Consider the following 13,355-nt stretch of genomic DNA (forward strand, 5'->3'; position numbering starts at 1 on the left):
GGGGCGGCGGGGGCGAAAAACACCCCCGCGACCCGCTACGCCGGAACGGAAGCCACCCCCGCCGCCAGGAACGGCTTGCCGTTCACCCGCGCGGAGACGCCCTCACGGTCCAGGTACGGAGTGACACCCCCCAGGTGGAAGGGCCACCCCGCCCCCGTGATCAGGCACAGGTCGATGTCCTGCGCCTCGGCGACGACCCCCTCGTCGAGCATGAGCCCGATCTCCTGGGCGACCGCGTCGAGCACCCGGTCCCGTACCTGCTCCTCCGTCAGGACGACATCGCCCTGCTGCAGCAGCGCCGCGACCTCGGGGTCGAGCTCCGGCTTTCCGGAGTCGTACACGTAGAAGCCGCGCTTGCCCGCCTTCACGACCGCCGCGAGGTTCGGGGAGACCGTGAAGCGGTCGGGGAAGGCCCGGTTGAGGGTCTCCGAGACGTGCAGGCCGATGGCCGGGCCGACCAGCTCCAGGAGCACCAGCGGCGACATCGGCAGTCCCAGCGGCTCGACCGCCTTCTCGGCGACCTCGACCGGCGTGCCCTCGTCGATGACGTTCTGGATCTCGCCCATGAAGCGGGTGAGGATGCGGTTCACGACGAACGCCGGGGCGTCCTTCACCAGGACCGCGGTCTTCTTGAGCTTCTTGGCGACGGCGAAGGCCGTGGCGAGGGACGCGTCGTCCGTCGCCTCGCCCCGCACGATCTCAAGCAGTGGCAGGATCGCGACCGGGTTGAAGAAGTGGAAGCCCACGACCCGCTCGGGGTTCTTGAGCTTCGACGCCATCTCCGTCACCGACAGCGAGGAGGTGTTGGTGGCGAAGATCGCGTGAGCGGGGGCGACCGCCTCGACCTCCGCGAACACCTGCTGCTTGACGCCGATCTCCTCGAAGACGGCCTCGATGACGAAGTCCGCGTCCGCGAAGCCCTCGGCCTTGTCCAGGACACCCGTCACCAGGGCCTTGAGGCGGTTCGCCTTGTCCTGGTTGATCCGGCGCTTGCCGAGCAGCTTGTCGATCTCGGCGTGGACGTAGCCCACACCCTTGTCGACGCGCTCCTGGTCGATGTCGGTCAGTACGACCGGCACCTCCAGGCGGCGCAGGAAGAGCAGGGCGAGCTGCGAGGCCATCAGACCGGCGCCGACGACGCCCACCTTGGTGACCGGACGGGCCAGGGACTTGTCCGGGGCACCCGCCGGGCGCTTGCCGCGCTTCTGGACGAGGTTGAACGCGTAGATGCCCGCACGCAGTTCACCGCCCATGATCAGGTCGGCGAGCGCCGTGTCCTCGGCGTCGTAGCCCTGCTGCAGGTCACCGTTCTTGGCGGCGGCGATGATGTCAAGGGCGCGGTACGCGGCCGGGGCCGCCCCGTGCACCTTGCTGTCCGCGATGAAGCGGCCCTTGGCGACGGCCTGGTCCCAGGCCTCGCCGCGGTCGATCGCCGGGCGGTCGACGACGATCTCGCCCTTGAGGACGGACGCCGTCCAGATCAGCGACTGCTCCAGGAAGTCCGTGCCCTCGAACAGCGCGTCGGCGATGCCCAGTTCGTAGACCTGCGCGCCCTTGAGCTGCTTGTTCTGGTTGAGCGAGTTCTCGATGATCACCGAGACGGCCCGCTCCGCGCCGATCAGGTTCGGCAGCAGGGTGCAGCCGCCCCAGCCGGGCACCAGGCCGAGGAAGACCTCGGGCAGCGAGAAGGCGGGGAGGGCCGCGGACACCGTGCGGTAGGTGCAGTGCAGACCGACCTCGACGCCGCCGCCCATGGCCGCGCCGTTGTAGTACGCGAAGGTCGGGACCGCGAGGGCGGACAGCCGCTTGAAGACCTCGTGGCCGCCCCTGCCGATGGCGAGCGCGTCCTTGTGCTCCTTCAGGAGCTCGACGCCCTTGAGGTCCGCGCCGACGGCGAAGATGAACGGCTTGCCGGTGACGCCGACGCCGATGATCTCGCCGGCCGCCGCCTCCTTCTCGACCTGGTCGACGGCGGTGTTCAGGTTCGCCAGCGAGGCCGGGCCGAAGGTGGTCGGCTTGGTGTGGTCGAGGCCGTTGTCGAGCGTGATGAGCGCGAAGCGCCCGGCGCCGAACGGCAGGTCGAGGTGGCGTACGTGCGCCGACGTCACGACCTCGTCGGGGAACAGCTCGGCCGCGCCCTTCAGGAGTTCAGTGGTGCTCACTTGTCGCCTCCGGCGTCCTTGTGGTGCGGGTTCTCCCAGATCACCGTGGCGCCCATGCCGAAGCCGACGCACATGGTGGTGATGCCGTAGCGGACCTCCGGCTGCTCCTCGAACTGGCGGGCCAGCTGGGTCATCAGCCGGACGCCGGAGGAGGCCAGCGGGTGGCCGTACGCGATGGCGCCGCCGTACTGGTTGACGCGCGCGTCGTCGTCCGCGATGCCGTAGTGCTCCAGGAACGCGAGGACCTGGACGGCGAAGGCCTCGTTGATCTCGAAGAGGTTGATGTCCTCGATCGACAGGCCCGCCTTGGCGAGGGCCTTCTCGGTCGCCGGGATCGGGCCGTAGCCCATCACCTCGGGCTCGACACCCGCGAAGGCGTACGAGACCAGGCGCATCCGGACCGGCAGGCCGCTGTCGCGGGCGAACTCCTCGGACGCGATGATCGAGGCGGTGGCGCCGTCGTTCAGACCGGCCGCGTTACCGGCGGTGACCCGGCCGTGCACACGGAACGGGGTCTTGAGTCCTGCCAGGTTCTCCAGGGTGGTCCCCGGGCGCATCGGCTCGTCGGCGGTGACCAGGCCCCAGCCCGTCTCGCCGACCTCCGCGTTGGTGTTGCGCACCGAGATCGGCACCAGGTCCTGCTGGATCTTGCCGTTGGCGTACGCCTTGGCGGCCTTCTCCTGCGAGCGCACGGCGTACTCGTCGGCGCGCAGCTTGGTGATGCCCGGGTAGCGGTCGTGCAGGTTCTCCGCGGTCATGCCCATGAACAGGGCCGACTCGTCGACCAGCTTGTCGCTGACGAACCGCGGGTTCGGGTCCACGCCCTCGCCCATCGGGTGGCGGCCCATGTGCTCGACACCGCCCGCGATGACGGCGTCGTACGCCCCGAAGGCGACGGAACCGGCCGCGGTCGTCACGGCGGTCAGCGCGCCGGCGCACATCCGGTCGATCGAGTAGCCGGGCACGGACTGCGGCAGCCCGGCCAGGATGCCGGCCGTGCGGCCCAGCGTCAGACCCTGGTCGCCGATCTGCGTGGTCGCGGCGATGGCGACCTCGTCGATCTTCTTCGGGTCGAGTCCGGGGTTGCGGCGCAGCAGCTCCCGGATCGCCTTCACGACGAGATCGTCGGCACGGGTCTCGTGGTAGATGCCCTTCGGGCCCGCCTTGCCGAACGGGGTGCGGACGCCGTCGACGAAGACGACGTCCCTGACGCTACGAGGCACGATGGCTCTCCTCCAGATGCGGGATGGCACTGCGCGACACACACGCCCTGAGCGCGCGCTCACCTCCCATGCTACTTACGAGTAACCACCCTGCCCAGTCCCACGGCGGGGAGCGGCGAAGGTCACACCGGATCGGGCGACGGCGAGGCGGTGACCGGGTCCGTCGTGCGGGTGTCGGCCAGGTCCAGTGCGATGTCCGTGATCATGTCCTCCTGGCCGCCGACCAGTCCTCGCCGGCCGACCTCGACGAGGATCGCCCGGGTGTCGACGCCGTACCGGCGGGCGTTCTCCTCGGCGTGCCGCAGGAAGCTGGAGTACACGCCCGCGTAGCCGAGGGTGAAGGTTTCGCGGTCGACGCGGACCTCCCGGTCCTGCAACGGTCGTACGACGTCGTCGGCGGCGTCCATCAGCGGGAACAGGTCGCAGCCGTGCTCCCAGCCCATCAGGTCGGCGACCGCGACGAAGGCTTCGAGGGGGCAGTTGCCGGCTCCCGCGCCCTGGCCGGCGAGGGAGGCGTCGACGCGGGTGACACCGTTCTCGACGGCGACGACCGAATTGGCCACGCCCAGGCCGAGGTTGTGGTGGGCGTGGATGCCGATGCCGGTGGCCGGGTCGAGGACGTCGCGGTAGGCGCGGACGCGGTCGCGGACGCCGTCCATGGTGAGCCGTCCCCCGGAGTCGGTGACGTACACGCACTGCGCGCCGTACGACTCCATCAGCTCGGCCTGCTGCGCCAGTCGGGCCGGCTCGGCCATGTGGGACATCATCAGGAATCCGGCCACGTCCATGCCCAGGTCGCGGGCGGCGGCGATGTGCTGGGCGGAGATGTCGGCCTCGGTGCAGTGGGTGGCCACGCGGACCGAGCGGATGCCGAGGGCGTGGGCCTGACGCAGGTCGTGCAGGGTGCCGATGCCCGGCAGGAGGAGCGTGGTGGGAATCGCCTGCGTGACGGCACCCACGACAGCTTCGATCCACTCCCAGTCGGTGTGGGCGCCGACGCCGTAGGTGATGCTGGAGCCGGACAGGCCGTCGCCGTGCGCGATCTCGATCGCGGCGACCCCGGCGGCGTCGAGGGCGCCCGCGACGGTGCGGGCCTGCTCGACGGTGTAGCGGTGGCGAACGGCGTGCATGCCGTCCCGCAGGGTCACGTCCTGGACGTACAGGGAAGTCATCGGGACACCGTCCTGGCCGAGTGGGCTGCCATGCGCTCGGCGGTGCGCAGGGCGGCCGAGGTCATGATGTCGAGGTTGCCGGCGTAGGCGGGCAGGTAGTGGGCGGCGCCCTCCACCTCCAGGAAGACGGACACCTTCACGGCCTCGCCGGTCCGCGCGGCGGCGGGCAGCAGGGAGCGCAGCGGGTCGGCGGCGTCCACGCGGACGAACTGCACCCGCTGCTTGAGGCGGTAGCCGGGGACGTAGACCTGCACGCGGGCGACCATCTCTTCCACCGCGGCGGTGACGGCCGCGTCGTCGCAGTCGCCGACCAGGCAGTGCACGGTGTCCCGCATGATCAGGGGCGGCTCGGCGGGGTTGAGGACGATGATCGCCTTGCCGCGGGCCGCTCCGCCGACCCTCTCGATGGCGGAGGAGGTGGTCTCGGTGAACTCGTCGATGTTCGCGCGGGTACCGGGACCGGCCGAGCGGGAGGAGATGGAGGCGACGATCTCGCCGTAGTGGACGGGTGTCACGGCGGCGACGGCGGCCACGACCGGAATGGTGGCCTGGCCGCCGCAGGTGACCATGTTGACGTTCGGCGCGTCCAGGTGGGCGTCGCCGTTGACCGGCGGCACCACGTACGGGCCGAGGGCGGCCGGGGTGAGGTCGACGACCGTGCGGCCCAGGCCGCGCAGCACCTCGTCGTGGCGTCGGTGGGCGCCCGCGGAGGTGGCGTCGAAGACGATCGACACGTCCGTGAACTCGTCCAGTTCCACCAGCCCTGCCACGCCCTCGCTGGTGGTGGCGACCTTCAGGCGGCGGGCGCGGGCGAGGCCGTCGGAGTCGGGGTCGATGCCCGCCACGGCGGCGATCTCCAGGGACTCGGAGAGCCGCAGAATCTTGATCATCAGGTCGGTGCCGATGTTGCCCGATCCGATGACGGCGACCTTCGTGGTCGTACTCGGGGTCATGCTCCGGCTCCTTCCGCGGCGGCCGAGCGGGCGAACGCTACGCCCACCGTGCCGAGTCCTTCGATGCGGGCGGTGAACTCGTCGCCCTCGGCGGCGACGGCCATCGGGCCGAGCGCGCCGGTCAGGACGATGTCGCCGGCGCGCAACGGATCGCCCAGACCCGCCAGGGCCGAGGCGAGCCAGAGCGCGGCGGTGAGCGGACTGCCCAGACAGTCGGCGCCGGTGCCCTCGGAGACGGTCTCGCCGTTCTTCGTGAGGGTCATCGTCACGGCGCGCAGGTCGACCCGGTCCAGGGGCACGGGGGTGCCGCCGAGGACGAACAGACCGCAGGAGGCGTTGTCCGCGACGGTGTCGACGATGGTGATGTCCCACCCGGCGATGCGGCTGTCGACGATCTCCAGGGCGGGCAGGGCGAACGCCGTGGCACGCAGCAGGTCGGCGACCGTCGGATCCGACTGCGGCAGGTCCGCGCCGAGCACCAGGGCGACCTCCGCCTCCACCTTCGGCTGCATCAGCCGGCCGGCCGCGACGTGCTGCCCCTGCGGCACGGCCATGTCGGCGAACAAGGCCCCGAAGTCCGGCCTGTCGACGCCGAGTTGCCGCTGGACGGCGGGAGAGGTGAGGCCGATCTTGCGGCCCACAAGGCGCCGGCCGGCGGTGACACCCCGCTCGACGCGCAGCCGCTGCACCGCGTAGGCGGCCTCGACATCCTGCTCGGGCAGCAGGGAGCGCACCGGCGGACAGGGGATCCCCGTGCGGGCGGCCTCGTCGAGAACGGCGGCCACCTTGGCCACGGCACCGGACGGCCCGTCAGCGGCGTTCATGCCGGCCTCCGGGGGCGGTGGTGCGGCGGTGCGGAACAGACATGCGATACCTCCGGGCGAAGGGCGAGATACGAGAAGCCGGTACTCGACAGATATAGGAGTGCGGGCCGGGGCCCGGCAAAATATGTTCCATGACACGGAACAGCACGCTGGGAAACATGCTCGACAAGGCGGCAGCCGTCCTCGACTGCTACCGGCCGAACGGTGGAGCGTTCCGTCTCACGGACATCACGGCGAAGACGGGGCTGTCCAAGACGACCGCGTTCCGGCTCTGCGCCGATCTCGTACGCCTGGGTCTGCTGGAACGCGAGGCCGACACCTACCGGCTCGGCGGCAAGCTCTTCGAACTGGGTTCGCTGGTACCCCGCCGGCACGACCTGCGCGAGACGGCACTGCCCTTCTTGCAGGACCTCTTCGAGGCCACGCACGAGACCGTCCACCTCGGGGTGCGGGAGGGCCACGACGTGGTCTACGTCGAGCGGATCCACGGCCACCAGGCGGTGACGCTTCCGTCCCGGATCGGTGGCCGGCTCCCGCTGACGTGCACAGGGGTCGGCAAGGCACTCCTGGCGTTCTCCGGCACGGACCTGACCGAGGAGGTGCTGGCGGAGCCGCTGCGCCGGCTGACCCCGTACTCGGTCACCGATCCGGCACGGCTGCGGACCGCCATCGAGCAGATCCAGGTGTCCGGGCTCGCCTACGAGGAACAGGAGGCGGCCCTCGACGTCAGCTGCATCGCCTCGCCGGTCTTCGACGGGCCGACGGCGGTGGCCGCCCTGTCCGTGGCCGTGCCGCGGGCCCGGTTCCACCCGGCCAGGCTGGCACCGGCGGTGCGCACGGCGGCCCTCGGCCTGTCCCGCGCGCTGCGCTCCGGCCGCACCGTGTGAGGAGGCCTCACGCCTGGACCGGTCCGTCCGCGCGACACGGCGGACCTATCATGGCCTCATGGTGAAAGGAAACGACTCCGCGTCGTCCGCTGCCGGTTCGAGCAGCCGCGACGTCATCCTCGATGCGGCGCGGTCCCTCATCACCAGCCAGGGCTATGACGGCATGACCGTCTCGGACCTCTGCGCGCGGTCCGGACTGCCGGCCAGCTCCATCTACTACCACTTCGGCAACAAGCTGGGCGTCCTGGCGGCGCTGCTCGACCGCACCTTCAACGAGTTGCACGCCCTGTTCCCGAACCCGGCTTCGTTCGACGACCGCGAGCCGCTGGAGCGGTTCGAGACCTGGTTCTCCGCGGCGTGCGACTCCCTGGACCGGCGGCCCGACTATCTCCGCCTCCTGCTGGCCGTCAGCGTGGGCCCGCACAAGGACGCCGAATCGGTGCGGACCACCGTGCGCCGCATCCGCGACTACGCCCACGCGTCCTGGGTGGACGCCCTCACCCCCGTCTTCGCGTCGGACAGCGGCGAGAGCGACGGGCCCTTCATCGAACAGCTGGCCGTCCTCGGGCGGGCCATGACCGACGGGCTGTCGGTGACCAACAGCTTCGACGGTACGAGCTACAGCTCCCACGTCGCCCCGTTCGTCTCCCTCGTCCGCGGCCTCGCGGAGGAGCGTGCCCGCGCGCAGGTGTGACCGCCGCCCTCTAGTCAGCCGCATTCGGCGCGGACCCTGGCGTGGTCAGTGCTTGCAGGATTCCTTCGACGCCTTGCAGGAAGGTCTCGGAGACGAGTTCGGGGTCGAAGAGACAGCCGGCTGCCATGGCGCCGTCCCTGAGCATGATGAGGTGTCGGCCGGCTGCGTCGGCGGGTGCGTCGCCGGTCTGGGCCAGCAGGTCGGTGACGGTGGTCAGGAACCACTGCCGGTGGGCCAGGACGGCTTGGTGGATGGGGTGGGCCGGGTCGTGGTACTCGGCGACCGCGTTGAGGAAGGCGCAGCCGCGGAAACCGGGGGAACGGATGCCCTCGGTGATGGACCTGGCGACGGCCCGGACGTTCTCGTCCGGTGACTGGCTGCTTGCCTGGGCGGCGGCGACCTGGCCGCGGATCGCCCTGTCGGCCTGGTCGAGGTACGCGAGGACGAGTTCTTCCTTGCCCGCGAAGTGCCGGTACAGCGTGGCCCGGGTGACCTGCGCCTCCGCGGTGATCCGGTCGATGCCGACGGAGTGGATGCCTTCCGCGTAGAAGATCCTCGTCGCTGTGTTGAGCAGCCGCGCTCGCGCTTCGGATGTGCTGCCGCCCTCTGGACTCCGACTCATGCGGTCAGTATAGCAAAGCGAAGAGGTAGAACGTTCGGTACCGATGGGGGTCAAGGGCAAGGTCGCCCCGTAGGGGCGCGGTGAACGGCGCGCCAAGCCACGACGCACCGTCAGCCGCGACAAGTCCGCACCACCCACGGCGACGATGCGACCAAGGTGAGTCCGGGGATCCCCCGAGATCCCCGGAGCTCACTCCTTGGGCTTGGGCTTGGCCTTCGCAGCCAGCGCAGCGACAAGCACCGGCGTGACCTGCTCCACCTGCCAGCCCCGAGCCCCGTACCCGGCGAGCGCGGCCGCCACGGACGCCGCGTCCGGTGTCACGGGCGGCTCCCAGCAGACCCGTCGCACCGTGTCCGGCGTGATCAGGTTCTCCTGCGGCATGTTCAGCGTCTCCGCCAACGCGGAGACAGCGGCCCGCGCCGCGGACAGCCGCGCCGCGGCCTCCGGGTCCTTCTCGGCCCAGGCACGCGGCGGCGGAGGACCGGTCAGCGGCTGGCCGGGCTGCGGCAGTTCGGAGTCCGGCAGGGCCTTCGCCCGGTCCACGGCCGCCTGCCACTGCTCCAGCTGACGCCGGCCCATGCGGTGCCCGAACCCGGTCAGCGCGGCGAGCGCGTGCACATTGGCCGGTACGGCGAGCGCGGCCTCGACGATCGCGCTGTCACCGAGGACCTTGCCCGGCGAGATGTCCCGGCGCTGCGCCGTCCGGTCCCGGGTCTCCCACAGTTCCCGTACGACCGCCAGCTGCCGGCGGCGGCGCACCTTGTGCATGCCCGAGGTACGGCGCCACGGGTCCTTGCGGGGCTCGGGCGGCGGCGCCGAGGCGATCGCGTCGAACTCCTGGCGGGCCCAGTCCAGCTTGCCCTGCCGGTCGAGCTCCTTCTCCAGCGCGTCCCGCAGATCGACGAGCAGCTCCACGTCGAGCGCCGCGTAGCGCAGCCACGGCTCGGGCAGGGGCCGGGTCGACCAGTCGACCGCCGAGTGCCCCTTCTCCAGTACGAAGCCCAGGACGCTCTCGACCATCGCGCCGAGCCCGACCCGCGGGAACCCGGCGAGCCGGCCTGCCAGTTCGGTGTCGAAGAGCCGGGTGGGGACCATACCTATCTCCCGCAGACACGGCAGGTCCTGGGTGGCCGCGTGCAGCACCCACTCCACTCCGGAGAGCGCTTCGCCCAGGCCCGACAGATCGGGGCAGGCGATGGGATCGATGAGCGCGGAGCCCGCGCCCTCGCGGCGCAGCTGCACCAGATACGCGCGCTGGCCGTAGCGATAGCCGGAGGCCCGCTCGGCGTCCACGGCGACGGGGCCGGTGCCGGCCGCGAACGCGGCGATCATCTCGGCGAGCGAGTCGTCGTCGGTGATCACCGGCGGAATTCCGTCGCGGGGCTCCAACAACGGGATCGGCGCCGGTTCGACGTCGTCCGGAGGAGCGCCTCCGGTGGTTCGCAGTGAACTGTCTGCTGCGGTCTCTTGGGCGTCGGTCACCTGTCAAGGGTATCTGTGTATGACGGAGGCCCGTCGACGGAACGTTCCGTCGACGGGCCTCCGAGGGTCGTAAACCAGTCAGGTCGGTGAATCCTGGATCAGTGGGGCGTCCCGGTTCTCACGGAGGGAGGGTTCCGGCGGCGGTGAGTGGAGTGGTCAGTGGATGATTCCCGTGCGCAGGGCCACCGCCACCATGCCGGCGCGGTCGCCCGTGCCGAGCTTGCGGGCGATGCGGGCGAGGTGGCTCTTGACGGTCAGCGCGGACAGGCCCATCGAGACACCGATGGCCTTGTTCGACTGGCCCTCCGCCACCAGCCGGAGCACCTCGACCTCGCGGCCGGACAGCTCGCGATAGCCACCCGGGTGGCTCGGGGAACCCGGGGGGCGGCGGTGCATACGGGCGGCGGCGGAGCCGATGGGGGCGACGCCCGGCCGGGTCGGAAGCCCGACGTTCGTACGGGTGCCGGTGACGACGTAGCCCTTGACGCCGCCCGCGAGGGCGTTGCGTACGGCGCCGATGTCGTCGGCGGCGGACAGGGCCAGGCCGTTCGGCCAGCCCGCGGCGCGGGTTTCGGACAGGAGGGTCAGGCCGGAGCCGTCGGGAAGATGGACGTCTGCGACACAGATGTCGCGGGGGTTGCCGATGCGGGGACGAGCCTCCGCGACGGACGAGGCCTCGATCACGTCGCGAACACCGAGCGCCCACAGATGGCGGGTGACGGTGGAGCGCACGCGCGGGTCGGCCACGACCACCATCGCGGTCGGCTTGTTCGGGCGGTAGGCGACCAGGCTTGCGGGCTGCTCAAGGAGAACGGACACCAGGCCTCCTGGGGGTGCGGGACGGGGGGACCGGCTGTGGGGGAAGAAGCCGGGAGGAACCGTGCTTTTCAAGGTCACAGAGGTCTTCGGCATCAAACCCGTCCGCCTTTAGAGAATGATCACGATTTGGTGAGGAATAATGCGAGCAATTCGGACGCACGATCGATCACCCGAAGATCGAAACGAGTCCGCTCCGCTTCGATACGAGGCCGAAAGTGGTCGTATCGATAAAAGGGCAAACGTGTTTTCGTGCAGGCCGCAGCCGATTCCGGGGCGCGCCGGGAGGCCGCTGGGGCGTGCGCGGGGCGGTCGTACGGCTCCTCCGCGCCCCATGGAGGTCGGCGGAGGGCCGGGAAGCATCCATGGAGGGGGAGAGGCGGCGGAAGGTTGACCGAGCCCTTGATCCACCGCACCTGGCGCCGAGCGCACGACGGGAACCGCGCCCCTCGTAGGGCGCGGGTGGTGGCGTTCTTACGGTGGTGCGCTCAGCGGGTCTGGGGGCCTCGCCTTTGCGGGAGGGTGACGATCGAGGCGTCGCCGGGGGCCGCCGGGGGGAGGCCCGCGAGCTGGGCGAGGAGGTCGCACCACGAGGCCAGGTGCGCTGCTGTGTCGGGGACGCCGCCCAGGCCCTCGCGGGGGGTCCAGGAGGCGCGGATCTCGATCTGGGACGCCGGGGAGCGCTCCGAGAGGCCGCCGAAGTAGTGCGAACTGGCCCGGGTGACCGTGCCGCTGGGTTCGCCGTACGTGAGACCGCGGGACTGGAGCGCGCCCGTCAGCCAGGACCAGCAGACGTCGGGGAGCAGCGGGTCCGCGGCCATCTCCGGCTCCAGCTCCGCACGGACCAGCGTCACCAGGCGGAACGAGCCCTGCCAGGCGTCGTGCCCGGCCGGGTCGTGCAGCAGGATGAGGCGGCCGTCCGCCAGATCCTCGTCACCGTCGACGACGGCGGCCTCCAGCGCGTACGCGAACGGCGCGAGCCGTCGCGGTGCCTTCGTCGGCTCGATCTCGACCTGAGGTCGCAGCCGCGCGGCTCTCAACGCATCGACAGCGGCTCGAAAAGGCAGCGGAGCCGCCTCCATCGCATCCCGCTCCCGCTCCCCATCCTTCTCCTTGGGGTCGTCCATCCCGCCAGTGCCGTCCGACAATCGTCCCTGAGCCGCAGCCATGCGGGGAAGATTAAGGGGAACGGAGCCTTCGCGCAGGGAGAGACACCCGTGCGCCGGGCCACTGTCCGGATCGCGTTGCCGAAAGGCGCCCCTGAAAGCGCCGGTTCGCGGAGGTGTGGGCCTGTGTGGGGCCGGGGCGTCCCCGCTTCGGACCCGGGCTCTGGGTGCCCCTGGGCCGTGCGAGACTTTTCGTCGTGAGTGTCATTGACCGCCCCAAGGGCCAGCCGCCGACCGCGACCTACGACTCCGCCTTCCTCAAGGCGTGCAGGCGTGAACCTGTGCCGCACACGCCCGTGTGGTTCATGCGACAGGCCGGGCGCTCACTGCCCGAGTACCTGAAGGTGCGCGAGGGCATCCCCATGCTGGAGTCCTGCACGCGGCCCGAGCTGGTCACGGAGATCACCCTCCAGCCGGTCCGCCGGCACCAGGTGGACGCGGCGGTCTACTACAGCGACATCGTCGTACCGCTGAAGGCCATCGGTATCGACCTGGACATCAAGCCGGGCGTGGGCCCGGTCGTCGCGAAGCCGATCCGTAGCCGCGCCGACCTCGACCAGCTGCGCGATCTGACGCCGGACGACGTCTGGTACGTCACCGAGGCGATCGGGCTGCTCACCCGTGAGCTCGGATCGACGCCCCTCATCGGTTTCGCGGGCGCGCCCTTCACCCTGGCGAGCTACCTCGTCGAGGGCGGCCCGTCCCGCAACCACGAGCACACCAAGGCCCTGATGTACGGCGACCCGCAGCTGTGGGCCGACCTGCTCGACCGGCTCGCCGACATCACGGCCGCCTTCCTGAAGGTGCAGATCGAGGCCGGTGCCTCCGCCGTGCAGCTCTTCGACTCCTGGGTCGGCGCCCTCGCCCCCGGCGACTACCGGCGCTCCGTGCTGCCCGCCTCCACGAAGGTCTTCCGGGCCGTCGAGGAGTACGGCGTCCCGCGCATCCACTTCGGTGTCGGCACCGGTGAGCTGCTGGGCCTCATGGGCGAGGTGGGCGCCGATGTCGTCGGCGTCGACTGGCGGGTGCCGCTCGACGAGGCCGCGCGGCGGGTCGGCCCCGGCCGGGCGCTCCAGGGGAACCTCGACCCGGCCGTCCTCTTCGCCCCGACCGAGGTCGTGGAGGAGAAGACCCAGGAGGTACTCGACGCCGCCGCGGGGCTGGAGGGGCACGTCTTCAATCTCGGGCACGGGGTGCTGCCGACGATGGATCCGGACGCGCTGACCCGGCTCGTGGAGTACGTGCACGTCCGAACGGCCCGCTGACGCTCTGCTCCGCTGGGTTGGGCTGGGCCGAGCTGAGGCCGGGTGGGCTGGGCCCGGGTGTTCGGCTGCCGGGCCCAGCCCACCCGGCC

Annotated in this window: 12 protein-coding genes; 3 read left to right on the plus strand and 9 right to left on the minus strand. The window is 71.0% G+C overall.

Annotated features, from left to right (window positions below; translation table 11 throughout):
- Positions 1 to 35: 35 nt before the first annotated feature.
- The 5 genes from AOK01_RS21530 to AOK01_RS21550 form a co-directional block, all read right to left on the minus strand.
- Positions 36 to 2,162: a 3-hydroxyacyl-CoA dehydrogenase NAD-binding domain-containing protein gene (locus tag AOK01_RS21530; RefSeq protein WP_055514160.1), complete on the minus strand. Its 2,127-nt coding sequence runs from the start codon at positions 2,160 to 2,162 to the stop codon at positions 36 to 38.
- Entirely contained in the window at positions 2,159 to 3,385 is a 1,227-nt protein-coding gene (locus AOK01_RS21535; protein WP_055514162.1) for a thiolase family protein, read from the minus strand. The genes AOK01_RS21530 and AOK01_RS21535 overlap by 4 nt, the downstream gene beginning before the upstream one ends.
- Positions 3,386 to 3,507: 122 nt before the next feature.
- On the minus strand, positions 3,508 to 4,557 hold the full coding sequence (gene dmpG / locus AOK01_RS21540; protein WP_055514165.1) for a 4-hydroxy-2-oxovalerate aldolase: 1,050 nt from the start codon (positions 4,555 to 4,557) through the stop codon (positions 3,508 to 3,510).
- A complete protein-coding gene (locus AOK01_RS21545) occupies positions 4,554 to 5,510 on the minus strand; it encodes an acetaldehyde dehydrogenase (acetylating) (protein ID WP_055514166.1) in 957 nt (318 codons plus the stop codon). The genes dmpG and AOK01_RS21545 overlap by 4 nt, the downstream gene beginning before the upstream one ends.
- Positions 5,507 to 6,334: a 2-keto-4-pentenoate hydratase gene (locus tag AOK01_RS21550; protein ID WP_055514168.1), complete on the minus strand. Its 828-nt coding sequence runs from the start codon at positions 6,332 to 6,334 to the stop codon at positions 5,507 to 5,509. Before AOK01_RS21550 ends, AOK01_RS21545 begins: the two co-directional genes overlap by 4 nt.
- 158 nt (positions 6,335 to 6,492) lie before the next feature.
- Here AOK01_RS21550 and AOK01_RS21555 point away from each other — a divergent pair, with 158 nt between their 5' ends.
- Both AOK01_RS21555 and AOK01_RS21560 read left to right on the plus strand, forming a co-directional pair.
- Positions 6,493 to 7,221, plus strand: coding sequence for an IclR family transcriptional regulator (locus tag AOK01_RS21555; RefSeq protein WP_055514181.1), 729 nt, complete (start codon positions 6,493 to 6,495; stop codon positions 7,219 to 7,221).
- A 58-nt stretch (positions 7,222 to 7,279) separates the two neighbouring features.
- Positions 7,280 to 7,915: a TetR/AcrR family transcriptional regulator gene (locus tag AOK01_RS21560; protein WP_055514171.1), complete on the plus strand. Its 636-nt coding sequence runs from the start codon at positions 7,280 to 7,282 to the stop codon at positions 7,913 to 7,915.
- 10 nt (positions 7,916 to 7,925) lie between these two features.
- Here AOK01_RS21560 and AOK01_RS21565 read toward each other — a convergent pair whose 3' ends face one another.
- From AOK01_RS21565 to AOK01_RS21580, 4 genes are all read right to left on the minus strand, one after another.
- Complete coding sequence (locus AOK01_RS21565; RefSeq protein WP_055514173.1) at positions 7,926 to 8,537, minus strand: TetR/AcrR family transcriptional regulator; 612 nt, start codon at positions 8,535 to 8,537, stop codon at positions 7,926 to 7,928.
- 189 nt (positions 8,538 to 8,726) lie between these two features.
- On the minus strand, positions 8,727 to 10,019 hold the full coding sequence (locus AOK01_RS21570) for a ribonuclease D (protein ID WP_079103630.1): 1,293 nt from the start codon (positions 10,017 to 10,019) through the stop codon (positions 8,727 to 8,729).
- Positions 10,020 to 10,175: 156 nt separating this feature from the next.
- Positions 10,176 to 10,838 (minus strand): response regulator transcription factor, encoded by a 663-nt coding sequence (locus AOK01_RS21575; protein ID WP_055514175.1) that lies wholly within the window; start codon positions 10,836 to 10,838, stop codon positions 10,176 to 10,178.
- A gap of 485 nt (positions 10,839 to 11,323) precedes the next feature.
- Entirely contained in the window at positions 11,324 to 12,004 is a 681-nt protein-coding gene (locus AOK01_RS21580) for a DUF3000 domain-containing protein (RefSeq protein WP_079103631.1), read from the minus strand.
- Positions 12,005 to 12,198: 194 nt separating this feature from the next.
- Between AOK01_RS21580 and hemE the strand changes: the two genes are divergently transcribed.
- On the plus strand, positions 12,199 to 13,266 hold the full coding sequence (gene hemE, locus AOK01_RS21585; protein ID WP_055514179.1) for a uroporphyrinogen decarboxylase: 1,068 nt from the start codon (positions 12,199 to 12,201) through the stop codon (positions 13,264 to 13,266).
- Positions 13,267 to 13,355 lie beyond the last annotated feature (89 nt).

This window comes from Streptomyces aurantiacus, assembly GCF_001418335.1.
In the GTDB taxonomy this organism is placed as follows: Bacteria; Actinomycetota; Actinomycetes; order Streptomycetales; family Streptomycetaceae; genus Streptomyces; species Streptomyces aurantiacus.